Genomic DNA, 26208 nt, shown 5'->3' with positions numbered 1-26208 from the left:
GGACCGACAATTTCGGGCATGGATCACTTGCCGCTTTTTCTGCTGCACGCGTTCCCGCTGGATTCCCGCATGTGGGACGGGGTGCGCGACGTGCTCGACCCGGTCACACCGGACCTGCGCGGGCGCGACCGGGAACCCGATCTGGGGGTCTTCGCGGACGACATGCTCAGGGAGTTGGACGCCCGCGGGCTCGATCGGGTGGTGCTCGGCGGGTGCTCGATGGGCGGCTACGTCGCGATGGCGCTGCTTCGGCGCGACCCGTCGCGGGTGGCCGGGCTGGTCTTCGCGGACACGCGGTTCACGGCGGACGGGGACGAGGCTCGCGCCAACCGGCTGGTGATGGCGGACCGGGTGCTGGCGGAGGGCGTGGAGTGGGTGCCGGACGTCGTCCTGGGCGGGCTCCTCGGGGCCGCGCCGGTGGACGGGGTGGTCGAGCGCGTGCGGGAGCTGATCCTGGCGCAGGACCCGGCCGACGTGGCGTGGGCGCAGCGGGCCATGGCGGCGCGGCCGGACTCGCGGGAGGTGCTCGCGGGGGTGGACGTGCCGGCGTTGGTGCTGGTGGGGGCCCAGGACACGCTGACGCCGCCGACCGCCGCCCGGGAGTTGGCCGACGTGCTGCCCCGGGCCTCGTACGTGGAGCTGCCCGGGGCCGGGCACTTGACGCCGGTCGAGGTGCCGCAAGCGTTTGCGGCGGCCGTGGACGACTGGCGGGGGAGGGTTGGGCTCTGAAGATCAGCGCTTGCCGGAGCGGGCCTTGGGTGGGTTCGGGCGGGCGATCTTCTGGGTCGGGCCGTCCGGGCCGCCGGCCTGCGGGGGCTTCGGCTGGTCGGGCTGCTGAGCGGACTGCTGGACGGCAGGCGGCTGAGCGGCCGGAGGTTGGGCCGCGGGGGGCTGCTGGCCGTCCTGGGCAGGCTGGGGAGCCTCCGGCGTGGCGGCCGGCGGCACGGGTGTGGCGGCGGGGGTGGCCGGCGCTGCGGGAGTGGCCTGGGCAGCCGGGGGCTGGGGCTTCTCCTCCTCCAGCGGGTCCAGCAGGGGGACGACCTCGTGCAGGGCCGTCCGCACCGAGTGCAGCTGCTGCGACAACCGGTTGCGGAGCTGGCGCAGGGCCTCGACCTTCTGCGTGGCCTGCGTGACCCGGCGGTTGGACTCCTCCGTCGCCTCCCGCACCCGGCGGTTGGCCTCGTCCGTCGCCTCCTGCACGCGCGCGGTCGCCTCGCTGATCGAGTCGTGCCGGCGGCGGTTCGCCTCCTCGGTCGCCTCGCGGACCAGGCGCTGGGCCTCCGCGTTGGACGCGGCCTGCTCCTGCGCGATCTGCGCACGCACCCGCGCGGCCTCCTCGGCGGCCTCGCGCACCCGCCGGTCCGCCTCGGCCTTCGACGCCGCCTCCTGCTCGGCGAGCAGCTTCATCGACTCCACGCGACGGGCCGCCATCGCGATCTCGAAGTCCTCCTCGACGGTGGTCCGCCGCTGGAGCGACTCCTCGTCCAGCTTCGCCGCCGCGTCCCGCGCCTCGCCCACGATCCGCTCGGCCTCGGCGCGCGCCTTCTCCAGCACGCCCCGGTGCTCGGCCTCCATCTCGGTGCGCCGCTGGTCCAGCTCGGCGATCAGCTTCTCGTACCGGGTCCGCAGCACGGCCGCGTCGGCCTCGGCCTTGGCCCGGATGTGCCCGCCCTCGGCCTCGGCGCGCGCCTTGATCTCGTTCGCCTCGTCCTGCGCGAGGCGCAGCATCCGCTGCAACCGCTCGCTCAGGCCTTCCAGCGTGGTGGGTGGCAGGGACAGGCGTTCGACCTGCCCGCGCAGTTCGGCGATCTCCGAACGGGCCGCTTCGAGCTGGCGGGACAGGTCGTTGGTCTGCGACACCGCCGCGTCCCGGTCGGCCGCGAGCAGCCGCAGGTCCGCGTCGAGGCGCTCCAGGTGGTCCTCGACCTGCGCGCGGTCGTAGCCGCGTTTGACGATGTCGAAGCCGGATCCCAGGGGGACGAGGTCACGGTCGTCGGCGAGGCCCATGACGTGCACGCTACCCGTTCCGGCCGTGCGAGGGGCACCCCGCCACCCGCACGGCCGGTCACTTCCCTTTAGACGCCCCGGAAACGGTTGATCGCGTCCAGGTGCTGGGCGCGCTTCTCGTGATTGCGCACACCCAGGCCCTCCTCGGGTGCGAGCGTCAGCACGCCGACCTTGCCCTGGTGGGCGTTGCGGTGGACGTCGTGGGCCGCCTGGCCGACCTGGTCCAACGAGTACACCTTGGACAGTGTCGGGTGGATCTTCCCCTTGGCGATCAAGCGGTTGGCCTCCCACGCCTCGCGGTAGTTCGCGAAGTGCGAGCCGATGATCCGCTTCAGGTTCATCCACAGGTAGCGGTTGTCGTACTGGTGCATGTACCCGCTGGTGGACGCGCAGGTGACGATCGTGCCGCCCTTCTTGGCCACGAACACCGACGCGCCGAACGTCTCGCGGCCCGGGTGCTCGAACACGATGTCCGGGTCCTCACCGCCGGTCAGCTCGCGGATCTTCGCGCCGAGGCGCTTCCACTCCTTCGGGTCCTGCTCGTGCTCGTCCTTCCAGAACTTGAAGCCCTCGGCGGACCGGTCGATGATCAGCTCCGCGCCCATCTTGCGGCAGATCTCCGCCTTCTCCGGCGAGGACACCACGCAGATCGGGGTCGCGCCGCCGTTGAGCGCGAACTGGGTGGCGTAGGAGCCGAGGCCGCCGGAGGCGCCCCAGATCAGCACCGTGTCGCCCTGCTTCATGTTCGCGCCGTTGACCGACACCAGCTGCCGGTACGCGGTGGAGTTGACCAGACCGGGGGAGGCGGCCTCCTCCCAGGACAGGTGGTCGGGCATCGGCATCAGCTGGTTGGCCTTGACCAGGGCGATCTCGGCGAGGCCGCCGAAGTTGGTCTCGAAGCCCCAGATCCGCTGCTCCGGGTCGAGCATGGTGTCGCTGTGGCCGTCCGGGTGCTCCAGCTGGACGTCCAGGCAGTGCGCGACGACCCGGTCGCCGGGCTTCCACGCGTTGACGCCCGGACCGGTGCGCAGCACGACACCCGCCAGGTCGGAGCCGACCACGTGGTAGGGCAGGTCGTGCTTGGCGGCCTCGGGCGAGCTCTTGCCGTAGCGCTTGAGGAACCCGAACGTCGACATCGGCTCGAAGATCGAGGTCCACACCGTGTTGTAGTTGATGGCGGACGCCATCACGGCGACCAGCGCCTCGCCCGGGCCCAGCTCGGGCACCGGGACCTCGTCGACGTGGAGCGACTTGCGCGGGTCCTTGTCCTTGGTCGCCAGGCCCTGGAACATGTCGACCTCGTCGGCGTGCACGGTAACGCCGCGGTAGGTCTCCGGTACGTCAAGCGATCCGACCGCGTCCAGTTCGTCGGCGAGGATCGCGTCGAGGATCTTCTGCACGGCGTGTGCCTCCCAATGGGTGATGCTCCGGGATTGTGGCGTTGGACGCTGGTCCACGCAGGTTGCCGGAGGTTACCCATCGGTAACCGATTCAGAACCCGACCTGTGAGGCATTGCACTGGGGTTGCACCCGATCGGTCCATCTTGACCGGGCGGCCAACCAAGCGGAGCATCGGTGGTGTCCGCTTCACAGGACGGAGGTGCAGGTCATGACCAAGGCGTGGACCAGGTGGCAGGACTGGGCCGAAGTCGCAATCGGCGTGCTGGTGCTGCTGTCGCCGCTCGTGGTGGAGACGTCCACGGCGGCCATGTGGACGATGATCGTGCTCGGCGCGCTCATCGCCATCGACGGCCTCGCGTCGCTCGCGATGCCCGCCATGGTGTACGGCGAGTGGTTCCAGATGCTGCTCGGTGCGCTGCTGTTCATCTCCCCGTGGGTGATGGGCTACAGCGACCTCATGGCGGCCTCGTGGGTGTCGTGGGTCGGTGGTGTGCTGACCGTCGCGATGGGTGCGATGGCCATGCCCGCGGCGAACGCGGCCCACAGCGGCCTGGCGGGTTCGCACTAGGTTGGAAACGCGCGAGGTCGTCCGCCCAGGGCGGCCTCGCACGCTCGATCCCGTGAAAGGCGGCACGCGTTGGCAGAGGACTCGTCGGCCAGGGAACGGATCTTGAACGCGGCCGAGGAGTTGTTCGCCGAGTCGGGCTTCGACGCCACGCCGACCTCCCGCATCGCCGAACGCGCCGGGGTTCCCAAGGGCCTCGTGCACTACTACTTCCGCCGCAAGAAAGACCTGCTGGCCGCGCTCGTGCAGCGACTGCCCGACGGCGCCGTGGACCAACGGCGGGTCGTGGTCGTGGGTGACATCGCGGAGAGCCTGCGCAGGCTCGTCGCCGCGCTGGACGCCCGGTTGAACGCGTCTCCGCTGCTCAGCCACCTGTTGTGGCGCGAGGCGGACACGCACCAGGACGTGCGGGACGCGCTGCACGCGCGGTACCAGTTGGTCGCCGCGCAGATCCGGCAGGTGATCCTCGCCGCCGGTGGGGCGGCGGTGGCCAAGAAGGACGTGGACAGCGCGTCCGCGCTGGTCGCGTTGGCGGTCAGCTACCGCCACTCGGTCGCCCGGCACACGCCCGACGACGACCGCATGGACCAGGAACTCGCCTTCGTGGCCACCGCGCTTCAGTGAGATGCGAGGCCGCGTCGATCGCCCGAGGGTCTCTTCGTGACGATCATGCTCTTCGATCGGCGCGAAGAGACCCTCGGACGATCGACTTCCAGGCGGCCCGCCGCCTCGGCGGAGCCGAGGCAGTCCTACACAGCCGGCTCGACCAGTTCCACCAGAACGCCGCCGGCGTCCTTGGGGTGCACGAAGTTCACCCGGGAGTTGGAGGTACCGCGCTTGGCGGCGTCGTACAGGAGGCGCAAGCCGTTCGCCCGCAGGGCGTCGGCGGCCGCGTCCACATCGGACACCCGGTAGGCGAGCTGCTGGAGACCGGGACCCGAGCGGCCGATGAACTTCGCGATCGTGGACTCCGGGGTGAGGGGCGCGAGCAGCTGGATCGCGGTCCCGGAACCGGTGTCGCCGGGAGCGCGGAGCATGGCCTCGCGCACGCCCTGCTCCTCGTTGACCTCCTCGTGCGCCACCTCCAGCCCGAAGTTGTCGCGGTGGAACGCGATCGCGGCGTCGAGGTCCGGCACGGCGATCCCGACGTGGTCGATGGCGGTGACGAAACCGCGGAGTTGTTCTTGCATGACAACGAGGGTAGGACCGGAATCGGTGCAGCGGGGGTTGTGCGTCGTCTCACAGACTTACCCTCGGGTAACCCTGGGTATCGTTGCGAGTTAACAACCGCTTACACATGCTCGTGGAGGCCGATGTGTCCGGTTCCGTCATCGTCGCCGGGGCCCGTACCCCGATGGGGCGACTGCTCGGATCGTTGAAGGACTTCTCCGGCGCCCAGCTCGGCGGCGTCGCGATCAAGGCGGCGCTGGAGCGGGCCGGCGTCGCGCCCGAGCAGGTCCAGTACGTGATCATGGGCCAGGTGCTCACCGCGGGCGCCGGCCAGATCCCCGCCCGGCAGGCCGCGGTCCACGCCGGCATCCCGATGTCGGTCCCGGCGCTCACCATCAACAAGGTGTGCCTGTCCGGCATCGACGCCATCGCGCTGGCCGACCAGCTCATCCGCGCCGGCGAGTTCGACATCGTCGTGGCCGGCGGCCAGGAGTCCATGACCCAGGCCCCGCACCTGCTGCCCAAGTCCCGCGGCGGGTACAAGTACGGCGACGTCACCCTGCAGGACCACATGGCCTTCGACGGCCTGTTCTGCGCGTTCGACCAGGTCGCGATGGGCGCCTCGACCGAGAAGTACAACTCCCGCTACGGCCTGACCCGCGAGGAGCAGGACGCGTTCTCCGCGCGGTCGCACCAGCTCGCCGCCAAGGCCGCCGAGAACGGCGTGTTCGCCGAGGAGATCGCCCCGGTGGCGATCCCGCAGCGCAAGGGCGACCCGGTCCTGTTCAGCACCGACGAGGGCGTGCGCGGCGACACCACCGTGGAGACCCTGGCCAAGCTGCGCCCGGCGTTCGCCTCCGACGGCACCATCACCGCGGGCTCGGCGTCGCAGATCTCCGACGGCGCGGCGGCCGTGGTCGTGATGAGCAAGGCCAAGGCCGAGGAGCTGGGCCTGACCTGGCTGGCCGAGATCGGCGCGCACGGCGTGGTCGCGGGCCCGGACGCGAGCCTGCACGAGCAGCCCGCGAACGCCATCAAGGCCGCGTGCGCCAAGGAGGGCATCGACCCGGCCGACCTGGACCTGGTCGAGATCAACGAGGCGTTCGCCGCGGTCGGCGTCGTCTCCACGCGGCAGCTCGGGATCTCCGAGGACAAGGTCAACGTCAACGGCGGCGCCATCGCGCTGGGCCACCCGATCGGCATGTCGGGCGCCCGGATCGCGCTGCACCTCGCGCTGGAGCTGAAGCGCCGCGGCGGCGGCGTCGGCGCGGCGGCCCTGTGCGGCGGCGGCGGTCAGGGTGACGCCCTGATCGTGCGCGTGCCTAAGGTCTAGGGGTGTGACCCGCACCGTTGACGTGGCAGAGCTGGTCGACCGCGCGCGTGCGGGCCAACCGCGCGCGGTCGCCAGGCTGATCTCGCTGGTCGAGGACGCCAGTCCGCAGCTGCGGGAGGTCGCTGCCGCGCTGTCCCCGTTCACCGGGAACGCCCAGGTCATCGGCCTGACCGGCGCGCCGGGCGTGGGCAAGTCGACGTCCACGTCCGCGCTGATCCGGGCCTACCGGGAGCGCGGCGCGCGGGTCGGGGTGCTCGCGGTGGACCCGTCGTCCCCGTTCTCCGGCGGCGCGCTGCTCGGCGACCGGGTCCGGATGGGTGAACACGCCACCGACCCGGGTGTTTTCATCCGCTCGATGGCCACCCGCGGCCACCTGGGCGGGCTGTCCTGGGCCACCCCGCAGGCCCTGCGCGTCCTGGACGCCGCCGGCTGCGACGTCGTCCTGGTCGAGACGGTCGGCGTGGGCCAGTCCGAGGTCGAGGTGGTGTCGCTGGCCGACACCACGGTCGTGCTGCTCGCGCCCGGCATGGGCGACGGCATCCAGGCCGCCAAGGCGGGCATCCTGGAGATCGCCGACGTGTTCGTGGTCAACAAGGCCGACCGCGACGGCGCCGACCAGACCGCCCGCGACCTCAAGCACATGATCTCCCTGGGCCGCCGGGAACGCGCCGAGGCGCTGTGGCGGCCTCCCGTGGTCAAGACGGTGGCGGCCCGGTGCGAGGGCGTGCAGGACGTCGTGGACGCCATCGACGCCCACCGCGCCTGGCTCCAGGAGAAGGGCGAGCTGGACCGGCGGCGCGCGCAGCGGGCCGAGGCCGAGATCGAGGCCATCGCCCTGGAGAGCCTGCGCTCCCGCATCGGCGACCTGCACGGCGGCAGCGCCCTCACCACGTTGGCCAAACGGGTCGTGGCGGGTGAGCTGGACCCCTACGCTGCGGCTGACCGCTTGGTCGAGGGGGTGGGTGGGTGACTCCGGTCGTCATCGACATCGGCACGCGGGACACCCGGCGGGTGCTGGTCGGTGGCACCGTGGCCGGCGTCCTGGGCCTGCTCGCGCTGTTCGGCGCGGTGTCCGCCTACGCCGACGGCGAACCCGTCGGCGGCACGATCGCGCTGGTCATCGGCCTGCTGTTCACCTTCGTCGCGGTGGCCGCGATCGTGAACTGGAAGAAGGTCTCGCGGCCCCGCAAGCTCGTCTTCGAGGCCCCCGGCGTGCGGTGGGACGACCCGCAGGGCTCGCCGTGGGCGGTGCCGTGGCCGGACCTGGGCGCGGTGCGCATCTCCCGCACCCGGGAACGGGCCGTGCAGCTGTCCGACGCCCTGACCCGCCGCACCATGGTCCGCCTCGACCTCGTCCCCGCCCACCCGCGGGCCTTCGCCGCGCGCCACCCCGGCCTGGCGCCCCTGGCCAGGCCGGACGGCACCTACCGGCTGCCGCTGGGCGACGCGGCCAACCTGATCCCGGTCATCGAACGGGCGATGACGACCTTCGCGCCCCAGCTGTACCGGGGCGTCCAGGACGAGGGGTTCACGGTCGGCTTGAGCTGACGTGCGCCTCGTGCTGGGCCAGCGCCTTGGTCCACAGCACGTCCCGCTCCTCGGCGGTGAACACCAGCCCGAACACGTCCGCCAGCGCCCCGAACCAGTCGCGGGGCGTCTCCAGCACGGTCTTCTTCGTCGTCTCCTCGACCCGGGACAGGGTCAACGCGCGCATCGAGTCCCAGCCCGAGCCGTCGGTGCGCTGCGCGCAGAACGTCTTCACGAACCCCGACTCCGGCGACGTGGACAGGTGCTCGTGCCGGTCGGCGAACACCGACAGCTCCACCGCCTCCGGGTCGAAGTCCACGCCGTGGAGGCTGCCGCGCGGGTCGTGGTCCAGCCGCCAGCCGCCGGGCGCGACCTCGGACGGCCGCAGCCCGATGGTGAAGGGACCCTGGGCGTAGGTGCCGGTGCGCAGCGGCAGCGGGGCGTGCAGGCCGTCGCCCAGGCCCACGTCGACCAGCCACAGGTCCTCGCCCAGGTCGTGCACGAACAGCCCGACGTGGTTGCGGTTGATCGACGGCTCGTCCTCCGGCCGCATCTGCACGCCCGCCTTGTGCCTGGTCACGCGGTACCCGAGCGCTTCGAGGAGCACGGCGAACGCCCCGTTGAGGTGGAAGCAGTAGCCGCCCCGGCCGGCGAGGATGCGGTCCAGCGAGTCCACCGCGTCCAGCGACGTCACCCGGCCGAGCTGCACCTCCACGTCCTCGTAGGGCACGTGCTCCACGAACGCCCGGTGCAGCCGGGCCAGCGCGGCCGGGCTCGGCGGCTCGGGCTCGGCGCCGATGCGGCGGAGCAGGGCGGATACGTCGGGCGCACGCATGGAAAATCCCCCATCCGGGTGGGACGTCAAAGCCGGGACTTCCGACTCTAGGCAACGACGATCACGAGGAAGAACGATTTACTCCGGCAACTGGGGGATGAAGAGGTGCGATGTACGACTCCGCTGGGCTCCAGGTGCTCCCCCGGGAGGAGTGCCTGCGGCTGTTGAGCACCGCGTCGATCGGGAGGCTCGTCTACACCGACCGGGCGCTGCCGGTCGTCCACCCGGTGGTCTACGTGCTGGACGGCGAGGCGGTGGTGCTGCGCGTCCCCGAGGGCAGCGCGACCCTGGTCGCCAGGGACACCATCGTGGCCTTCGAGATCGACGAGGTGGAGCCCGACCTCTCCAAGGGCTGGACCGTGATGGCCGTCGGCCACCTCAGCGAGGTGCTCGACGAGCAGCGCCTGGCGCGGGTCCGCCAGCTCCCGCTGGCCTCCCGCGGGCACGGCACCCGCGACCACTACCTGGAGGTCGAGCTGGAGGTCGTGTCGGGCCGTCGCATCCCCTGACCGGAGGCGCTAACCTCGGAATCCTCCCTGCTTGAGGGGTGGGTTCGCCTTGCCTGGAACGTCCCCGGACGCGAACGCCGCGCGCCTGGACGGCCTGCTGCGCCAGCTGACCGACCGGACCGCCGAGGTGATCGTCTCCCAGGAGCGCATGCACCGGCTCCTGGACGCGGTGGTGTCGCTGGCCAGCGACCTGTCGCTGCCCGACGTCCTGCGCCGGATCGTGGAGTCGTCGTGCAGCCTGGTCGACGCGCGCTACGGGGCGCTGGCCGTGGTCGGGCCGAACCGGCAGCTGCTGGAGTTCACCCACGGCGACGAGCCGCACCACGCCGAGTTCGACGGCACCGCGTTCGACCCCGCCTCGGCCCGGTTCCTGGGCGTGCCCGTGCACGTGCGCGGCGAGGTGTTCGGCAACCTGTACCTCACCGACAAGGTCGGCGGCGCCGACTTCACCCGCGCCGACCACGAGGTCGTGGAGGCGATCGCCGCGGCGGCCGGCATCGCCATCGAGAACGCGCGCCTCTACGAGCGGTCCAAGCAGCGCGAGGTGTGGCTGCGCGCGTCCAACGAGGTCACCAACGCCCTGCTCACCGGTACACCGGACCGGGACGCGCTGCGCCTGGTCGCGGTGCGCGCCCGGCTGGCCGCCGACGCCGTGTGCGCGGCGCTGGCACTGCCCGACGCCCACGGCGAGCTGGCCGTGCGGGTCATGGACGGCGAGCTGCGCGGCTTCACCGTGTCCCGCGAGGGCAGTGCCAGCCGCGAGGTGTACGCCACCGGCAAGACCAAGGTCCTCGACGGCCTGCCCGGCCACTTCGACCGCATCGGACCGGTCGTCGTGGTGCCGCTGGCGGCGGGGGACCGGGTCCTGGGCGTGCTCATGGTGGCCCGCGCGCGGGACCACCGGGCGTTCGACGCCTCGGACGTGGCGCTGGTGGAGTCGTTCGCGCGGCAGGCGGCGCTGATCCTGGAGTTCACCCGGGCCACCGGCGCGGGGAAGCGGCTGGCCGTGCTGGAGGACCGCGACCGGATCGCGCGCGACCTGCACGACCTGGTCGTGCAGCGGCTGTTCGGCCTGGGCCTGGGGTTGCAGGGCCTCAACGGGCTGGTCGAGCAGCCGCTGGTGGCGCAGCGGCTCGCGGACTTCGTCAACGAGGTCGACCAGACCATTCGGGAGATCCGGCGCACCATCTTCTCGCTCCAGGAGCCGCCCACCGGCCAGGCCAGCCTGCGCATGCAGCTCATGCGGGTCGTGCAGGACTCCAGCCGGCTGCTGGGCTTCGAACCGGCGCTGTCCACCGACGGCCCGGTCGACTCGCTGGTGCCCGACCCGGTCCGGCCCGACCTGCTGGCCACCCTGCGCGAGGCCCTGGCCAACGCGGCCCGCCACGCCTCCGCGCGCCGGGTGGACGTGGACATCACCCTGGATAGGGAAGGGACGCACCTGGTGCTGGTCGTGCGCGACGACGGCGACGGCCTGCCGGACGGCCGCGCCCGGCACACCGGTGGTTTGGTGAACATGGCGGCCCGGGCGGCGCGGTGGGGCGGGTCGTGCGAGGTTCAGTCGGAAGTGGGAAAGGGCGTAACGGTGACGTGGTCGGTGCCGTTGACAACTGGGTAGGGAGGCCAGCCATGTCCATCTCGGTACTGCTCGTGGACGACCACGAGATCGTGCGCCGCGGCCTGCACCAACTGCTCGACGTGGAGCCCGACATCGAGGTGGTCGGCGAGGCGGAGAGCGCGGCGGCGGCCATCGCGGCGGCGGCCGAACACCGGCCCGACGTGGCCGTCATCGACGTACGGCTGCCCGACGGCGACGGGGTGACGGTGTGCCGCGAGATCCGCTCGACCGTCCAGCCGCCGCCGGCGTGCCTGATGCTGACGTCGTACTCGGACGACGAGGCGCTGTTCGGGGCGATCATGGCGGGCGCGGCGGGGTACATGCTGAAACAGGTGTCCGGCAACGACCTGGTGTCCGCGATTCGGACGTTGGCCGCGGGTGGGTCGCTGCTGCACTCGGGGGTGACGGCGACCGTGTTGCAGCGGTTGCGTGGTGGCCCGGTGGAGGACCCGCGGTACGCGTCGCTGAGCCCGCAGGAGCGGCGCATCCTGGACCTGATCGCGGAGGGCCTGACCAACCGGCAGATCGCGCAGCGGCTGTACCTGGCGGAGAAGACGGTCAAGAACTACGTGTCGTCACTGCTGCACAAGCTGGGGTTCGACCGGCGTACCGAGGCTGGGGTGTACGCGGCGAAGCGCCGGCAGTCAGGGGCGCGGTGGTACTAGAGCGAGCGGTCCATCTCGGCGATGGCGATCAGGGTGTCCACGTCGCCGAGGTCGGCCAGGCGGTCGTTCAAGGCGTCCGAGCAGAGCCAACCGCGGACTGGGGCGGGTGTGGGCGGCGGCGCAGTGGTGCCACTCCATGCCGCGAACGGCAATGGGGCCGGAGGGGAACCCCCGACCCCATCAACCGGTCGTCACAGCCAGCCGTGCGCCAAGGACGGCTTCTTGGCCGCGAGCATCGCGGTCGGGTCGGGCAGCGGCTCGCCGGGGCACGTGGTGTCGCGCGGCGGGACCTTGCCGTCCACGATGAACGACTCCACCAGGTCGTTCACGCAGGCGTTGCCGAAGCCGTAGATGCCGTGGTCGCCCTCGTCCACAACGGTGATCATCCGCGAGCCGGCGAACCGGTCGTGCGCCCGCTGCGCGCCTTCGACGGGCGTGGCCGGGTCGCGCACCGACTGCACCATCAGGATCGGCGGCACGCCCTTGCCGGTCGGCGTCCTGAGCTGCAACGGCGGGCGGTTCCAGAACGCGCACGGGGCGAGGATCTGGTAGTAGCCGGCGAGCGGGTACTTCGCGCCCAGCTCCCGGGCCTCGCGGTCCAGGAACTCACGGCCGCCGCGGAAGCGGGTGTCGTTGCACGTGATGGCGAACAGGGTGGCGTTCGCCGCGTCCGGGTAGCGGACGTCGACCGCCGCCAGCGTCTGCTGGTTGAGCTGCGACAGCAGTGACGCCGCGTCCGCGAACGCCCACTTGCTGTACTGCGCCTGCACCAGGACCAGGTCCAGCAGCACGCCGTCCAGCATCCGCCCGTCGGGCAGCGGGATCGGGTTGGCGGCCAAGCGCGCTCGCGTCTTCTCGTAGACCGCCCGGACCTCCTCGGCGGTCGTGCCCAGGTGGAAGCGGCTGTCGTACTTGGCCACCCACGGCAGGAAGTCCACCTCGAACCGGCGCTGGAAGCCGCGCCCGAACTCGTCGAAGATCTCCTGGAACGTCGTGGTGAACTCGGTGTTCGAGTCGAGCACGAACTTGTCGACCCGGTTCGGGAAGTAGGTGGCGTAGTACGCGCCCATCCACGTGCCGCCGGAGTAGCCGATCCAGCTGATCTTGTCCCGGCCCAGCAGGTGCCGCAGCAGGTCCAGGTCCTTCACGGTCTGCTCGGTGTTGACCACCTTGCCGAACTCGCCGGACTTCGCCTGGCACGCGGTGGCCTGGAGTTCGGCGGCGTCGTAGAGCAGGTCGACGTTCTCGCGGCTGCGGTCGCGCGGGTCGGTCAGCGCGAGGAAGTCGAACCCGCCGCACGTGACGTTGGTGCTCGCCCCGGTGCCGCGCGGGTCGATGCCGATGATGTCGTGGTCCTGGACGAGCTTGGCCCGGTCCACGTAGAGCGCGGGCAGCGTCCGCCCCGGGCCGCCCGGACCGCCCGGGTTGGTCAGCACGCTGGCCTTGGCCTGGCCGCTGCGCGCCTTGAGCCGGCTGATCGCGATGGTGATGGTCTTGCCGTTGCCCGGCGCCCGCCAGTCCCGCGGCGCGGTGTAGGTCGCGCACTCCAGCACCGGCACGTCCAGGTCCGTGCACGCACCCCAGGTGATCGCCTGGTCGCGGAACGGGTCGGCCTGCGCCTGCGCCACGGCGGGCAGGCCCGCGGCCGTGAGCAGGGCGGCGGACACCGTCACTGCCAGTCTTCGCATGGTTCCCCCTCCGGTGTTCGTGCCATCCACCTCATCGGTGTGGTGGGGTGGGAAACAACGGCGGAAAGGCTTGCGTTCGGGTCTACGAAAGAACTACGCCGGTCGGAGTCGAGGGAAAGTAGGGTTGTCGGGGTGGGGATTTTCCGGAGGAAGCGGCCCGCCGCGGTGGCCCGTGAGGTCGTGCGGGACCACACGTACGACGACGCGATCCTGGACATCGCGGCCGAGGAGATGGACGCGGGCCACCTGCGGGCGGCCACGACCGTGCTCGCCGAGTGCCGCGACGAGCCCGAGGTCCGGGCCCTGCGCGCGGAGGTGCTGGGCGAGCACGCCATCGGCCACGCCGACGAACTGCTGGAGTTGGCCAAGGCCAACTCCGACCCGGACCTGTGGCTGCTGGCCGGCACCGCGTTCATCCGGGAGGCCTGGGCGATCCGCGGCTCGGGCCGGGCCGACACGGTGGGCAAGGACCGGTTCAAGGTCTTCTTCGGCACCCTCCGCAAGGCGGTCGGCCCCCTCCACGAGGCCGCGAAACTGCTGCCGGGGGACGCCGTGCCGTGGTCCCAGCTGCAGACGGCGGGCCTGGGCCTCCAGGTCGACCGGGACCAGAAGGACGAGGTGTGGCGCGAGATCGTCGCCCGCTGCCCGTCCCTCTACCCCGCGCACTGGACCCGGTTGCAGATCCTCGCCTCGAAGTGGGGCGGTTCGGCGGAGGAGATGATGGCCTTCGCCCACGGCAGCGTCGACGCGGCCCCGCTGGGCGATCCGGTGGTGGCCATGCTGCCCCTGGCGCACTTCGAGATCTTCCTGGAGCAGTTCGAGGACGCGGTGCAGGCGCGGAGCGCGTTCAAGATCGCGACCTTGAAGATGCGGTACTTCAGCCGGGTGCGCGACGAGATCGCCGAGGCGGCGGACAAATGGGAGGCCCGGCCCGGCAAGGCCCACCCGAGGTCGTTGCAGGCGCACAACCTGTTCGCGGCGGCCTTCGCACTGGCCGACGACGCGCCCCGGGCGAAGAAGCACCTGCTGGGGATGCGGGACCACGTGCACGACGTGCCGTGGTCGTACGTGGCTTACCTGGCCGACGACTTGGAGAAGGAGTACTCCGAGCTGGCCAACAAGTACCTCGACGCCTAGCTCGTGCGCCAAGGTGGGTTCTTCGCCGCGCAGCGGCTGCTTTTCGTTTTCGCCGCGCTCCGCGCGGCGGGCTGGCTATCAGCCACGGCGGGGGGAACCGACGCCCTTTTCCCCATCGGTGGTCTGCCCGCCGGCGAGGCGCTTTTGATCTTGAGAGCGCGTCAGCGCGTTCAAGGGTGCGCCAGTGCGTTCAAGAGCGCGAAGCGCGTCCGAGCTTGCGAGCGCGGAGCGCGTTGCGTGACCACCCGCGAAGCGGGGATTTGAGAGCGAAAGAACCGGTCTAAAGATAAAAGCGCCTCGCCGGCGGGCGAGCCGCCAAGGATGACACAACTACAACTGCGGGGCTTTCTTGCTTGTGTCATCCCCGCATGACCCGGCAAAGCCAACCACAGATTTCCCGGGTGCCGCTGAAATTTTTTGCTCGTTCCTCACAAAAAATTTCGGCCGCACCCGGGAAATCTGTGGTAGCCCTTCGGGCGGGCCATACGGGGATGACACAAGCAAGAAGCCCGGCTCGGGTTGTGCCCTCCTCGGCGGCCCTTCCCGCCGGCGCTGCGCGCCGGAGAACAGGCGCTGCGCGCGCTCACGTGGAGCGCGCGCAGCGGACTCAGGTCAGCACTTCTGCTTGTAGAAGTACTTCTGATTGGCGTCCATGTCGGCCTTGGTCAACGCGACCAGGTCGGTTTCGATGTCCCGCTTGACCGTGCCGCCCTCCAACGCCGCGATCGCCTGTTCGACACCGGTCCGGCCGATGGTGGCCGGGTCCTGCGCGATCAGGGCCTGCACCGCGCCGCCGCGGAGGTCCTCCACCTGCTTCGGGCTGGCGTCGAAGCCGACCAGGTTCACCGCCCCGGTCTTGCCGGCGTTGCGCAACCCCGTCGCCGCGCCCTCACCCGTGTTGAGGTTGGTGGCGAAGACACCCACCAGGTCCGGGTTCGCGGCCAGGGTCGCGGTCACCTTCGAGGCCGCCTGGTCGGGCTCGTTGTCGGTGTACTGCTGGCCCACGTACTTCAGGTTCGGGTACTTCTTGATCTCGTCCTCGAAGCCCTTGGCCCGCGCGTCGGTGGTCGACGTGCCCGCCTTGGTGTTCAGGACCAGCACCGACCCGGACTTGCCGGCCACCAGCTTGGCCAGGGTCTGCGCGGCGAGCTGGCCGCCCTGCTCGTTGTTGGACGAGATCGTCGACACGGCGATGGACGTGTCCTCCAGCTTGGTGTCGACCTCCACGACCTTGATGCCGGCGTCCTTCAACTGCTTCATCGGGCCGGCCATCGCCTTGTCGTCGGTCGGGGCGATGAGGACCGCGCCCGGCTTGTTCGCCAGGACACCGGTCACGATCGGGGTTTGCAGGGTGGAGTCGAACTTGGCCGGGGCCTGGACGTCGACCTCGTAGCCCTTGGCCTTGGCGGCCTCCCGGAAGCCGCACTCCATGGAGATGTAGAAGGGTTCGGCGGCCACACCGGGGATCAGGACCATCCTCTTGGTGTTCCCGGAGCTTCCCGAGTCGCCGATCTGGCCGCCACCGCCGCACGCGGTGAGCAGCAGGGTCGCCCCGAGCAGGGCGGCTGTCCTCGTTGACATGTCTCCCGCACCTTTCGCCTAGCGTTGATTGCGCGCCCTTCGTCGTGACTGGTCGAACCACACCGCCGCGACCAGCACGATGGCCACGGCGACGGGCTGCCAGTACACGTTCACGCCGACGATCACGAACCCCTTGCGCAGCACGGCCGGGATGAACACGCCCAGCACCGTGCCGACGACCGAGCCCGAACCACCGAACAGGCTGGTGCCGCCGAGGACGACACCCGCGATGGCGTTGAGGTTGTCCGTGTCGTGCCCGGTGATGGACGCGACCCGGAAGTACGCGAGCGCCATGAACCCGGCCAGGCCCGCCAGGGTGCCCGCGAGCAGGTACACCTTGACCAGGTGGCCGGTGACGCCGATGCCGACCCGCCGCGCGGCCTCCTCGTTGGAGCCGATGGCGTAGGTGTAGCGGCCGAAGCGGGTGGTGGCCAGGACCAGCGCGCCGATCGCGGTGACCACGGCGGCCAGCAGGACCAGGTTGGGGATGCCGAACCAGGTCCCGGTGCCGAGGCTGTTGGAGAGCACGTTCGGCACGCCGGACACGTTCGAGCCGTTGGAGATCAGCTGTCCCGCGCCGAGCGCCGCGCCGAAGGACCCCAGGGTGACGATCAGCGGCGGGATGCCGGTCTTGGCGATCAGGACGCCGTTGAGCAGGCCCCAGGCGGCGCCGGAGACCAGGGCGACGAGGAGGCCGACGAAGACCGTTCCCCAGCCGGCGGTGGTGGCGTTGCCGTCGTTCAGGGCGTTCATGGTCATGGCGGACGTGACGCCCGAGAAGACGAGGACCGAGCCGACGGACAGGTCGATGCCGGACGTGATGATCACGTACGTCATGCCGACGCTCAGGACGAGGAGGACGGACGTCTCGACGAGGGTGGTCTGGAGGGTGAACGTGGTCAGCACGGCGTCCGGGCGGATCGCGCCGAACACGGCGATCAGCACCAGCAGCACGAGGCCGATCCACAGGGTGTTCGCGCCGAACAGCCGCTGCCTGATCGAGCGTTGTCGGACGTCGGTGGCCGCGTTCATGAGTCCTCCTGGGACAGGGCTCCGGTCATCGCGCCGACCAGTTCTTCGACGGTCGTGTCCGCCGCCCGGAACCGGGCGACCCGGCGGCCGAGGCGCAGCACCTCGACCCGGTCCGACACGGCCAGGACCTCGGGCATGTTGTGGCTGATGAGTACGACCGCCATGCCCTGGTCGCGGACCCTTTTGACGACGTCCAGGACGCGCTCGCGTTGTACGACGCCCAGGGCGGCGGTCGGCTCGTCCATGAACACGAGTCGGCTCGCCCACACCACGCTGCGCGCTACCGCGACGCTTTGCCGTTGACCGCCGGAGAGCGCGCCGATCGGGACGTCCACGCTCTGCAGCGACACGCCGAGGTCGCGGAACGACTCGGTGGCGCGCCGCCGCATCTCTTTCTTGTCCAGGACGCCGAACCAGCCGAGGGGGCCGGGTTTCACCAGTTCGCGGCCGAGGTAGAGGTTGGCGGCGGGGTCGAGGTCCGGTGCCACGGCGAGGTCTTGGTAGACGGTCTCGATGCCGAGCGAGCGTGCTGCGGTGGGTGAGGGGAGGGAGATTTCGGTGCCGTCGAACGTGATGGTGCCGGAGTCGGGTTGTTCGGCTCCGGAGAGGCACTTGACCAGGGTGGACTTGCCGGCGCCGTTGTCCCCGATGAGGGCCACGACTTCGCCCGCGTGCGCGGTGAAGGACGCGCCTCGTAGGGCTTCCACGCTGCCGTAGTGCTTGACGAGGTTGCGGGCGTCCAGCAGGGGTTGGGCCATGGCGCCTCCCGACGGCGTTCCGACGGTGTTCCGTTCTGGGCGGTGGGTCCGGTTGGTGGTTCCGGCGGTGGTTCCAAACGGCGGAAAATTTTAGTTCAGTGGACTAAATATTTCAGTGGTGCGGTGGGAATCGCGAGAACGGGTGAATGAGGGCAGCGGGACGGGCGGCTCGAAGGTGGGGCGAGAGTCACGGCAGCGGGGGCGGGTGTCTGGTTGGCGGCGGTGGGGTCTGGTCGGCGGCGGTGGGTGTTGCGGCGGCCGGGGCACGTCCCGAGGGCAGTGGCGTCGGAGTCATGGCAGGAGGGGAGGGCGGCAGCGGATGGTTACCAAGTTGCCGGACAGTTCGCATGGGCCGGCGGCGTGAGGGACGACTACCGTGCTGCCCCGTCGCAAGGGCAGGGCGTCCAGCGTCCCCTCGCCTTCCAGTACCACCAGCACGGCGAAGGACTCCTCCAGCACCACCTTCCCCGACACGTGCAGCCGGTCCGCCCGGAAGAAAGGATCGGCCTGCGCCCCCAACAGCTCAGCCGACGCCGACGTACCGGTCCGCAGCACCAAGTCCTCGACCCGCTGGGCCGAGCGCTCCACGCACCCCAGCGCCGTCTCCTGCCCCATCCCGAGGTGCCAAGCCTCGGGATCGTCCAGGAAACCGCGCCACTCCAACGTCACCGAGAAGTCCGTCGGCTGCTGCAACTCGACGATGAACACACCCTCGCCGATCGCGTGCGGCACCCCCGCGGGCACGAACACCGTGTCACCGGGCCGCACCCCCACCGCGTTCAACGAACCCAGCATCGCCGAAGAGTCCTGAGTGGACACCCACTCCGCCACCACCGACGCCGGCACGTCCTCCCGGAACCCGATGTGCACCGTCGGCGAAGGCCCGGAAGTGCCCACCACGATCCACGCCTCGGTCTTCCCGTGCCGGCAGTCCAAGTGCCGCGAAGCGAACGAGTTGGACGGGTGGCAGTGCACCGGCAGCCGCTGCCCGGCGTCGAGCAGCTTCACCAGCAACGCGGTGTCCGCGCCGAACTCCGCCACGTGTTCGGGACCCAACCAGGAAACAGGGTCGAGGCGAACAGCGTCGCGCAGCCAACGGCCGTCGGGCAGCCGGGTCAGCCCATCCGGCTCCCGGCCGAACAGGGTCGTCGTGGACGCCACCCAGTCCTCCGGACCGAAGTCCGCCCCGGGCTCGCCCCGCAACTCCGCGATGGCCGCTCCGCCCCGGTAGAACTGCCGGGGCTGGTTGGCGGGCAGCGCGATCGGTCGCTCGCTCACGCGCGGACCTCCCCTGATCCTCGGGCCACCAGGCGCACCGGCAGCACGACACGACGAGGTGGTGACCCGTCGCCGTCCAAACGGGCGTACAGCAGGTCCGCCGCCGCCTTGCCCAGCGCGCTCGCGTCGTGCGCGATCACGCTCACCGGCGGCGACAGCAGGTCCGCCAGCTCGAAGTCGTCGAAGCCCACCAGGGCCGGCCGCCGGGCAGCACCGGCCAGGGCGCGCAGTGCGTGCACAGTGATCCGGTTGTTGCCGGTGACCACGGCGGTCGCCGGGTCGGCGCCCGAAGTCAAGCCGTGCAACGCCTTCCGCACCGACGTCTCGTCGTGCGGACCCATCACGACCAGCGACTCGTGGAACCCGATACCCGCCCGCACGCACCCCTCGCGGTACCCGCGCAAGCGCTCGTTGGCGGTGAAGATGTCCGGCGCGTCGCCCAGGAACGCGATCCGCCGGTGCCCGAACGACGCCAGGTGCCGCACCGCCTCCGTGGTCCCGCCGACGTTGTCCACCAGCACGGTGTCCGCCACGACGTCCCCCGCCGGCCGGTCCAGGAACACCACGGGCGTCCCCGCCCGCATCTCCGGCACCAGGTACCCGTGCTGCAACCCGGCGGGCACGATCAGCAGGCCGTCCACCCGGCGCGAGCAGAACTCCAGCGCCAGCTCCCGCTCCCGCACCGGGTCCTCGTCCGACGAGCCGGTGATGACCTGCCGCCCGCGCAGCCGGGACACCTCCTCGACCGCCCGCGTCACGCCCGAGTAGAACGGGTTGCCCACGTCCTCCAGCACCAGCCCGACCGTCCCGGTCGACGACCCCCGGCGCAGGTTGCGCGCGCTCAGGTTGCGCCGGAAGCCGAGCTGGTCGATCGCGGCGAGGACCCGCTCGGCGGTGGCCGGGTGCACACCCGCCTCGTCGTTCACCACGCGCGAGACCGTCTTGATGCTGACGCCGGCCAACCGCGCCACGTCGTTCATGGTGGCGCGGCGCACCTTGCGGCCGGCGGCTGCGGACAACGTTGTCATAGTGCGCGAATCACACACCCGGGACCGGCCGATGTCAATGATGCGAACGCGAGGCCGCGTCGGCTTGTCGCGTCGCCTTTCGCTCCGGTCGGCTCTTCCGGCCGGAGCGAAAGGCGACGCGATGAGCCGACTACGAGGCGGCCGAGCCGCCGCGACGCCAGTCGCGGCCGTCCAGCACTGTCTTGAACGGGACAACACCTGCGAGCAGCCTTGACGCGGACCTGCCACGCTCCGCAAGGATTCGACTACTGGATGCCTTGGACAGCGTTGTCAACCGAGGAGGTCTCGTGAAGACGGCACTGGTCGCGGCGGCGGCCACAGCGCTCGCGGTGCTCCACCCGGTCCAAGCCCAGGCTCAATCAGAGGACCTGGCCCGGTGGGTGAACCCGTTCGTCGGCACCCAGCCGGGTGGACCCGACCACGGCACGGGCGGCGGCGCGGGCAACAACTTCCCGGGCGCGGACGTGCCCTTCGGGATGGTCCAGTGGAGCCCGGACACCGTCACCCGCCAGCACGGCGGCTACTACTACCAGGACAACCGGATCAAGGGGTTCAGCCTCACGCACCTGTCCGGCGCGGGCTGCTCGACCTACCAGGACATCCCGATCATGCCGTTCGTCGGTGAGGTCACCACCTCCCCGGCGACCGACCCGGCCCGGTACGTCTCGACGTTCTCCCACGCCAACGAGTCCGCGACCCCGGGCTACTACGGCGTCACCCTCGACAGCGGCGCGAAGGTCGAGCTGACCGTCACCCAGCGCACCGGCGTTGGCCGCCTGGCCTACCCCGGTGGGGCGACCTCGACGCTGCTGGTCAACACGTCCGGCTCGATCGCGGGCACGGACGACGCCGAGGTCACCATCGGCACCAACACCATCAGCGGCTGGGCCACCAGCGGCCGGTTCTGCGGCGCGGACCACCGCTACCGGGTGTACTTCCACGCCCGGTTCGACCAGCCCTTCGCCACGCACGGCACGTGGAAGAACGGCGCGGTCACCCCGGGCCGGACGCAGGAACGCGGCGGCTCCGGCGTCCGCGACACCGGCGACGCGCCGAAGACCGTCGAGCAGAAGCGCACGGTCGTCGCGCAGGACACCACCGTTTCCGGCCCCGGTTCGGGCGCTTACGTGACCTTCGACGACCCGGACGTCACCATGCGCGTCGGCCTGTCGTTCGTCTCGATCGACGGTGCCAAGCGGAACCTGCGCGCCGAGAACGTCGGCAAGTCCTTCGACGCCGTCCACACCGCCGCCCGCAAGGCCTGGAACGACCGGCTCAACCAGGTCAAGGTCACCGGCGGCACGGATGCGCAGCGCACCACGTTCTACACCGCGCTCTACCACTCCCTGTTGCAGCCCAACGTGTTCTCCGACGTGGACGGCCGCTACCCGGGCTTCGACGGCCGCATCCACACCGCCGACCGGGGCCACGCCGTCTACACCAACTTCTCCGGCTGGGACGTCTACCGCTCGGAGATGCAACTGCTGTCCCTGCTGGCGCCCAAGGAATCTTCGGACATGGTCCGGTCCATGATGCTGTTCGCCGAGCAGGGCGGCAGTTGGGACCGGTGGACCGTGGCCAACGGCTACACCGGGGTCATGGTCGGCGACCCGTACCACGTGATGGTGTCGAGCGCGTATGCGTTCGGGGCCAAGGACTTCGACGCTTCCAAAGCGCTCTTGCTGATGCTCCGGGGCGCGACCCAACCCACGCAGGGCTACGAAGAACGGCCCGGCCTGACCGACTACCGGACTCTCGGCTACGTCCCGATCGGCGCGCGCAACGTGTGGGGACCGCCCGCCACGACGCTGGAGTACACCACCGCGGACTTCTCCATCGCCGAACTGGCCCGCCGCCTCGGCGACGGCGCGACCTGGCAGACGTTCATGAAACGCGCCCAGTACTGGCAGAACCTCTTCAACCCCGCCACCGGCTACCTCCAAGCGCGCAACCGGGACGGCTCGTTCGTCGAACCGTTCTCGCCCGGCAACCCGGACACGTGGGTCGAGGGCAACGCCGCCCAGTACACGTGGATGGTCCCGTACAACGCGCGCGGCCTGTTCACCGCGATGGGCGGCGACGCGAAGGTCCGCGACCGGCTGGACTTCTTCTTCACCAAGCTCAACGCCGGACCGCACGAGCCGCACGCGTTCCTGGGCAACGAGCCGATCATGCACACCCTGTGGCTCTACAACTGGGCCGGTGCGCCCGACAAGACCCAAGCGGTGGTGCGCAAGGCGGTGGACGAGCTGTTCGGGCCGGGTCCGAACGGGTTGATGGGCAACGACGACCTCGGCCAGATGTCGTCCTGGTACGTGTGGGCGGCGCTGGGCCTGTACCCGGTGATCCCCGGCCGGGCCGAACTGGTCGTCAACAGCCCGCTGTTCCCCGAGGTCGCCATCACCCGGCCGAACGGGGCGCCGATCGTGATCAAGGCCTCGGGTGAGGGGAAGTACGTGTCGGGGTTGGCGTTGAACGGCCGTGCGCAGACCCGGACCTGGCTGCCGGAGTCGTTCGTGGCCAACGGCGGCACGCTGGAGTTCGGCCTGTCCGCCACCCCGACGGCCTGGGGAACCGGTGAAAATGACGCACCGCCGTCGTTCCGGGACGGCGAGATCGCCCAGCAGTCCTACGTCGAGCCCGGCCGGCTCGTGCTGCCCGCCGGCGGCAGCGGCACGGTGACCGTTGGCGCGCAAGACTTCTCCGGACGCGGCGGCAAGGTGACCTGGACGGCCCAGCCGCCGCCGGGGATCACCATGACCCCGGTGAGCGGCGAGGTCACCGTGTCGCCGGGGGAGAAGGCCGGGCAGTCGGTGACCGTGGCGGTGGCCGCGAACGCCGCCGAGCAGACCCACCGCGTGCCGGTGCTGTTCGGGAACGGCCAGCGCAGCACCATCTCCGTGCTGGTCGCCGAACCGGGCAGCCTGCGGGCGGCGTTCAACAACGTCGGCACGTCACCGGACGACGACCAGGCCATCGGCAACTTCGACGGCGGCGGGTGGAGCTACTCGCGCAAGGCGTTGGCGGAGCAGGGTGTCACACCCGGTGCGGTGCTCACCTCGGACGGCATCACCTACACCTGGCCGACCTCGCCGGTCGGGGAGCCGGACAACGTCAACACCACCGGCCAGACCGTGACCGTCAACGCGACCGGCACGAAGCTCGGCCTGCTGGGCAGCGGCGCGGGCGGCCGGTCGTCCGGGCGGCTCACCGTGACCTACGCCGACGGCACCACGCAGACCGCGGACGTCGGGTTCTCCGACTGGGCGTTGGGCGGCAACCCGTCCACGCCCCCGTCGTTCGACAACCGCATCGTGGTGACCACGCCGTACCGCAACAACACCAGCGGCGAGGCGCAGCAGCTCAAGGTGTTCGTGTTCGCGACCGCGCCGATCACGGTGGAGGACAAGCCGATCCGGTCGGTGACGCTGCCCGCGTCGGTCACCGGCGGCACGTTCCACGTGTTCGCGATCGGCCTTGCCTGATTGGACCTGTTCGACACGCGTGGAATGGACCTGGAACCCCGTCGTGGCCGCCGAGCAGCATGGCGGTCATGACGGAGTTCGAGCGGTGGCTGGGTGAGGGGTTCGTCCAGCTCAACACGGTGTTCGAGGAGGCCTACTTCGCGGCCGGGCAGGAGTACGCGCCCGACCTGGGGCAGGAGGAGGTCCTGCACGAGGGGGCCAAGCGGCTGCCCGGCCTGGAGCGGGAACACAGCCTGGAGGGGGACCGGTACCGGCTGCTGGGGTCGGTCGGGCTGTACCTGGCGGCGTGCGCGCGGCACCGGGTGGAGGACGAGGAGGTGCTGGCCCCGGCGTGGGCACTGGCGACGCGGCTGGGCACGTCGCTGGGGGTCGCGCCGCGGTACGTGTTCGCGCACCAGAGCCTGTACGGGTTCCGGACGTTCACGTCGTTGCCCGACGAGCAGGCTTTCGTGCGGCTCAACGGGTTGGCGGTGGTCGCTTACGAGCGTGCGGCGCACGCGCTGCGGCTGGTCGCGACGACGGGTGTGGACAGCCCGGTGGTGGAGCACTTGCTGGGGGAGGCTCGGAGGGCGCTGGAGGACGTCCTGTCGTTCAACCGGGTGTTGGCGGAAACCGTTGACCCGCAACGGTTCTATCTGGGCATCCGGCCGTACTTCCGGTCGCACCGGGTGGGTACGCAGGTGTACCGGGGCGTGAACGCCGGCGATTTCGCGGCTGTGAACGAGATCGACCTGCTGTTGGGGCTGTGTCGTGCGGACGACCCGTTCTACCAGCGGATTGTGGCGGAGAAGCTGCCTTATGTGCCTCCGGACCACCAGACCCGCCTGCACCAAGCCGTGCTGGTTGAGCCGCTCCTGCACCGGTTCCTGCGGGAGCCTTTGTACGCCGGGCTGTTCCTCGACGTGTGCCGAGCGCATGGCGCGGCATACGCGCTGCACCACGGGCGGCTGGTGAAGCCGTTCCTGGAGGCGCAGGCGGGGGCGGAGCAGGACGTCACGGCGAGCGGTCCGCCGTTGAGCGTGGTGGTGGCGGAGTTGGCGCACCTGGTGGACCTCCGCACGGCTCGGCCGCGCGCGGGGGCGTTCGGCGCGCACGAGGAACTCCGGCGGCTAGCCGAGCTGGTGTAGTGCCTTGGCGATCGCCGCGATGCCCTCGGCCAGCACGGTGGCGGGGTTGGCGGCGTAGCCCAGCACCAGGCCGGGGCGGGTGGGGCGTTGGGCGTGCCAGGAGAGGGGTTGGGCCTTGACCCCGAGGTCGAGGGCTGCGGCGGCGAGGGCGGTGTCGGGCACGTCGGTGTCGAACGTGACGGTGAGGTAGAGGCCGGCCGCCACGCCGTGCACGCGTGCGCCGGGCAGGTGGTCGGCGATGGCGCGGGTCATGGCGTCGCGGCGGCGGACGTGGCGGCGGCGAAGGAGCCGCAGGTGCCGTTCCAGCTCGCCGGAGTCCATCAGTTCGGCGAGGACCAGTTGGGGGAGGGCGGTGCTGCCCAGGTCGGCGAACCTCTTGGCGACCACCACGGCCTCCCGGTACCGCTCGGGGACGACCAGCCAGCCCGTGCGGAGGGCGGGTGCCAGCAGTTTCGACACGCTGCCCGCGTAGCAGACCTGGTCGGGCAGGGTCGCTTTCAACGCGGGGACGGGTGGGCGGTCGTAGCGGTGCTCGGCGTCGTAGTCGTCTTCGACGATCAGGCCGCCCCACGTGGCCAGCTCGCGCCGACGTTCGGGGGCCAGCACGACGCCGGTCGGGAACTGGTGCGCGGGGGTCACCAGGACGGCGTCGGTGCGGAGTTCGGCGACTTGGAGCCCCAGGTCGTCGACCGGTACGGGTGGGGTGGCCATGCCGTGGTGGTTGAGGTGCCGGCGCACGCCCAGGGAACCGGGGTCTTCGACGGCGATCTCGTGGATGTCGTGCGCTTGGAGGGCTTCGGCGAGCAGGGCCAGTGCCTGGGCGACCCCGGTCACCACGACGACGTCGGTGGGTTCGGCGACGATCCCGCGGGTGCGGGCCAGCCAGCGGGTGATGGCGGTGCGGAGGGCGGGCGCGCCGCGTGGGTCGCCGTAGCCGAAGTCGGGGGAGGACAGGCGGGTCAGGACGGCGCGTTCGGCGCGCAGCCAGGCGGCGCGGGGGAACGCGGTGAGGTCCGGCACGCCGGGTGACAGGTCGATCCGGGCGGGGGCTTCGCGCAGCACGTCGAACACGTCGGCGCCGGGCGTTCGGGGGAAGATCGCTTTGGTGGTCGAGGTGTGGCGGCCTGGGATCGGGAGCGCGGGGACGGCGACGACCACGGTGCCCGCCCGACCCCGGCCTGCGACGTGGCCCTCTTCGGCCAGCCGCCGGTACGCCTCGGTCACGACGCCGCGCGAGACCCCCAACTCGGCGGCCAGGACGCGGGTCGCGGGCAGGCGTTCGCCCACGGACAGGCGGCGATCGGCGATGGCCGCGCGCAGCCGCGCGGCCAGCCAGTCGGCGAGGCCGCGAGCGGGCGCGTCGGCGGCGTCGAGGAGCAGGAAGTCCGAGCCGGTCGACACCGGCCCCAGGATAGGTGCGCTCGTCGGGTGGTGCAGGCGGGCCGCGGCCCTAGGGTGGGGAGG

At 71.0% G+C, this 26208-nt stretch carries 23 protein-coding genes; 12 read left to right on the top strand and 11 right to left on the bottom strand.

The window, feature by feature from the left end:
• Positions 1-18: 18 nt before the first annotated feature.
• Positions 19-729: an alpha/beta fold hydrolase gene (locus tag RIN75_RS22275; RefSeq protein WP_309113930.1), complete on the top strand. Its 711-nt coding sequence runs from the start codon at positions 19-21 to the stop codon at positions 727-729.
• A 3-nt stretch (positions 730-732) separates the two neighbouring features.
• On the opposite strand, the gene RIN75_RS22270 is transcribed toward RIN75_RS22275, so the two are convergent.
• On the bottom strand, positions 733-2007 hold the full coding sequence (locus tag RIN75_RS22270; RefSeq protein ID WP_309113929.1) for a chromosome segregation protein: 1275 nt from the start codon (positions 2005-2007) through the stop codon (positions 733-735).
• A gap of 68 nt (positions 2008-2075) precedes the next feature.
• Positions 2076-3407, bottom strand: coding sequence for a crotonyl-CoA carboxylase/reductase (gene ccrA, locus RIN75_RS22265; protein ID WP_309113928.1), 1332 nt, complete (start codon positions 3405-3407; stop codon positions 2076-2078).
• Between the two features lie 209 nt (positions 3408-3616).
• Between ccrA and RIN75_RS22260 the strand changes: the two genes are divergently transcribed.
• Together RIN75_RS22260 and RIN75_RS22255 are read left to right on the top strand one after the other, a co-directional pair.
• A complete protein-coding gene (locus RIN75_RS22260) occupies positions 3617-3976 on the top strand; it encodes an SPW repeat protein (protein ID WP_309113927.1) in 360 nt (119 codons plus the stop codon).
• A gap of 69 nt (positions 3977-4045) precedes the next feature.
• Positions 4046-4597 (top strand): helix-turn-helix domain-containing protein, encoded by a 552-nt coding sequence (locus RIN75_RS22255; protein ID WP_309113926.1) that lies wholly within the window; start codon positions 4046-4048, stop codon positions 4595-4597.
• 125 nt (positions 4598-4722) lie between these two features.
• Here the strand turns inward: RIN75_RS22255 and mce are convergent, their stop codons facing one another.
• Complete coding sequence (mce, locus tag RIN75_RS22250; RefSeq protein WP_309113925.1) at positions 4723-5163, bottom strand: methylmalonyl-CoA epimerase; 441 nt, start codon at positions 5161-5163, stop codon at positions 4723-4725.
• Positions 5164-5288: 125 nt separating this feature from the next.
• Between mce and RIN75_RS22245 the strand changes: the two genes are divergently transcribed.
• The 3 genes from RIN75_RS22245 to RIN75_RS22235 are packed head-to-tail and all read left to right on the top strand — an operon-like array spanning position 5289 to position 8024.
• Entirely contained in the window at positions 5289-6476 is a 1188-nt protein-coding gene (locus RIN75_RS22245; RefSeq protein WP_309113924.1) for an acetyl-CoA C-acetyltransferase, read from the top strand.
• Between the two features lie 4 nt (positions 6477-6480).
• On the top strand, positions 6481-7446 hold the full coding sequence (gene meaB, locus RIN75_RS22240) for a methylmalonyl Co-A mutase-associated GTPase MeaB (protein WP_309113923.1): 966 nt from the start codon (positions 6481-6483) through the stop codon (positions 7444-7446).
• A complete protein-coding gene (locus tag RIN75_RS22235) occupies positions 7443-8024 on the top strand; it encodes a hypothetical protein (RefSeq protein WP_309113922.1) in 582 nt (193 codons plus the stop codon). Before meaB ends, RIN75_RS22235 begins: the two co-directional genes overlap by 4 nt.
• Here the strand turns inward: RIN75_RS22235 and RIN75_RS22230 are convergent.
• On the bottom strand, positions 8005-8838 hold the full coding sequence (locus tag RIN75_RS22230) for an arylamine N-acetyltransferase (protein ID WP_309113921.1): 834 nt from the start codon (positions 8836-8838) through the stop codon (positions 8005-8007). The two genes, RIN75_RS22235 and RIN75_RS22230, sit on opposite strands and share 20 nt — an antisense overlap.
• A gap of 110 nt (positions 8839-8948) precedes the next feature.
• Between RIN75_RS22230 and RIN75_RS22225 the strand changes: the two genes are divergently transcribed.
• From RIN75_RS22225 to RIN75_RS22215, 3 genes are read left to right on the top strand one after another with little or no spacing between them, the layout of a single operon-like run.
• Positions 8949-9347: a pyridoxamine 5'-phosphate oxidase family protein gene (locus RIN75_RS22225; protein WP_309113920.1), complete on the top strand. Its 399-nt coding sequence runs from the start codon at positions 8949-8951 to the stop codon at positions 9345-9347.
• Positions 9348-9396: 49 nt separating this feature from the next.
• The gene (locus RIN75_RS22220; protein ID WP_309113919.1) at positions 9397-10965 is read left to right on the top strand and encodes a GAF domain-containing protein; all 1569 of its coding nucleotides are present in this window, start codon (positions 9397-9399) and stop codon (positions 10963-10965) included.
• Positions 10966-10976: 11 nt separating this feature from the next.
• Positions 10977-11630, top strand: a complete 654-nt coding sequence (locus RIN75_RS22215) for a response regulator transcription factor (protein WP_309113918.1) — start codon at positions 10977-10979, stop codon at positions 11628-11630.
• A gap of 191 nt (positions 11631-11821) precedes the next feature.
• On the opposite strand, the gene RIN75_RS22210 is transcribed toward RIN75_RS22215, so the two are convergent.
• Positions 11822-13318, bottom strand: a complete 1497-nt coding sequence (locus RIN75_RS22210; RefSeq protein WP_309113917.1) for an alpha/beta hydrolase — start codon at positions 13316-13318, stop codon at positions 11822-11824.
• Between the two features lie 132 nt (positions 13319-13450).
• Between RIN75_RS22210 and RIN75_RS22205 the strand changes: the two genes are divergently transcribed.
• A complete protein-coding gene (locus RIN75_RS22205; protein ID WP_309113916.1) occupies positions 13451-14455 on the top strand; it encodes a hypothetical protein in 1005 nt (334 codons plus the stop codon).
• A gap of 612 nt (positions 14456-15067) precedes the next feature.
• Here the strand turns inward: RIN75_RS22205 and RIN75_RS22200 are convergent.
• From RIN75_RS22200 to RIN75_RS22180, 5 genes are all read right to left on the bottom strand, one after another.
• Positions 15068-16036, bottom strand: coding sequence for an ABC transporter substrate-binding protein (locus tag RIN75_RS22200; protein ID WP_309113915.1), 969 nt, complete (start codon positions 16034-16036; stop codon positions 15068-15070).
• Positions 16037-16054: 18 nt separating this feature from the next.
• The gene (locus tag RIN75_RS22195) at positions 16055-17068 is read right to left on the bottom strand and encodes an ABC transporter permease (protein ID WP_309113914.1); all 1014 of its coding nucleotides are present in this window, start codon (positions 17066-17068) and stop codon (positions 16055-16057) included.
• The gene (locus tag RIN75_RS22190) at positions 17065-17826 is read right to left on the bottom strand and encodes an ATP-binding cassette domain-containing protein (RefSeq protein WP_309113913.1); all 762 of its coding nucleotides are present in this window, start codon (positions 17824-17826) and stop codon (positions 17065-17067) included. Before RIN75_RS22190 ends, RIN75_RS22195 begins: the two co-directional genes overlap by 4 nt.
• A gap of 291 nt (positions 17827-18117) precedes the next feature.
• The gene (locus tag RIN75_RS22185; protein WP_309113912.1) at positions 18118-19104 is read right to left on the bottom strand and encodes a class I mannose-6-phosphate isomerase; all 987 of its coding nucleotides are present in this window, start codon (positions 19102-19104) and stop codon (positions 18118-18120) included.
• On the bottom strand, positions 19101-20084 hold the full coding sequence (locus RIN75_RS22180) for a LacI family DNA-binding transcriptional regulator (protein ID WP_309113971.1): 984 nt from the start codon (positions 20082-20084) through the stop codon (positions 19101-19103). Before RIN75_RS22180 ends, RIN75_RS22185 begins: the two co-directional genes overlap by 4 nt.
• 335 nt (positions 20085-20419) lie before the next feature.
• Here RIN75_RS22180 and RIN75_RS22175 point away from each other — a divergent pair, with 335 nt between their 5' ends.
• Complete coding sequence (locus tag RIN75_RS22175; protein ID WP_309113911.1) at positions 20420-23617, top strand: GH92 family glycosyl hydrolase; 3198 nt, start codon at positions 20420-20422, stop codon at positions 23615-23617.
• A gap of 68 nt (positions 23618-23685) precedes the next feature.
• Entirely contained in the window at positions 23686-24744 is a 1059-nt protein-coding gene (locus RIN75_RS22170) for a monodechloroaminopyrrolnitrin synthase PrnB family protein (protein ID WP_309113910.1), read from the top strand.
• Here the strand turns inward: RIN75_RS22170 and RIN75_RS22165 are convergent.
• Complete coding sequence (locus RIN75_RS22165) at positions 24727-26145, bottom strand: PLP-dependent aminotransferase family protein (RefSeq protein WP_309113909.1); 1419 nt, start codon at positions 26143-26145, stop codon at positions 24727-24729. The genes RIN75_RS22170 and RIN75_RS22165 overlap by 18 nt on opposite strands.
• Positions 26146-26208: the final 63 nt, after the last annotated feature.

The organism is Saccharothrix sp. (genome assembly GCF_031180885.1).
Taxonomy (GTDB): Bacteria; Actinomycetota; Actinomycetes; order Mycobacteriales; family Pseudonocardiaceae; genus Actinosynnema.
Note: the sequence above shows the minus strand (reverse complement) of the source record. Positions and strands in the feature narration are given on the sequence as shown.

What these genes read in the sequence shown, in the direction of transcription:
- RIN75_RS22275 (WP_309113930.1), top strand. Translation starts at nt 19, where the DNA reads ATGGATCACTTGCCGCTTTTTCTGCTGCACGCGTTCCCGCTGGATTCC.
- RIN75_RS22270 (WP_309113929.1), bottom strand. Translation starts at nt 2,007, where the DNA reads ATGGGCCTCGCCGACGACCGTGACCTCGTCCCCCTGGGATCCGGCTTC.
- RIN75_RS22260 (WP_309113927.1), top strand. Translation starts at nt 3,617, where the DNA reads ATGACCAAGGCGTGGACCAGGTGGCAGGACTGGGCCGAAGTCGCAATC.
- mce (WP_309113925.1), bottom strand. Translation starts at nt 5,163, where the DNA reads ATGCAAGAACAACTCCGCGGTTTCGTCACCGCCATCGACCACGTCGGG.
- RIN75_RS22230 (WP_309113921.1), bottom strand. Translation starts at nt 8,838, where the DNA reads ATGCGTGCGCCCGACGTATCCGCCCTGCTCCGCCGCATCGGCGCCGAG.
- RIN75_RS22225 (WP_309113920.1), top strand. Translation starts at nt 8,949, where the DNA reads ATGTACGACTCCGCTGGGCTCCAGGTGCTCCCCCGGGAGGAGTGCCTG.
- RIN75_RS22215 (WP_309113918.1), top strand. Translation starts at nt 10,977, where the DNA reads ATGTCCATCTCGGTACTGCTCGTGGACGACCACGAGATCGTGCGCCGC.
- RIN75_RS22210 (WP_309113917.1), bottom strand. Translation starts at nt 13,318, where the DNA reads ATGCGAAGACTGGCAGTGACGGTGTCCGCCGCCCTGCTCACGGCCGCG.
- RIN75_RS22200 (WP_309113915.1), bottom strand. Translation starts at nt 16,036, where the DNA reads ATGTCAACGAGGACAGCCGCCCTGCTCGGGGCGACCCTGCTGCTCACC.
- RIN75_RS22195 (WP_309113914.1), bottom strand. Translation starts at nt 17,068, where the DNA reads ATGAACGCGGCCACCGACGTCCGACAACGCTCGATCAGGCAGCGGCTG.
- RIN75_RS22190 (WP_309113913.1), bottom strand. Translation starts at nt 17,826, where the DNA reads ATGGCCCAACCCCTGCTGGACGCCCGCAACCTCGTCAAGCACTACGGC.
- RIN75_RS22180 (WP_309113971.1), bottom strand. Translation starts at nt 20,084, where the DNA reads ATGAACGACGTGGCGCGGTTGGCCGGCGTCAGCATCAAGACGGTCTCG.
- RIN75_RS22170 (WP_309113910.1), top strand. Translation starts at nt 23,686, where the DNA reads ATGACGGAGTTCGAGCGGTGGCTGGGTGAGGGGTTCGTCCAGCTCAAC.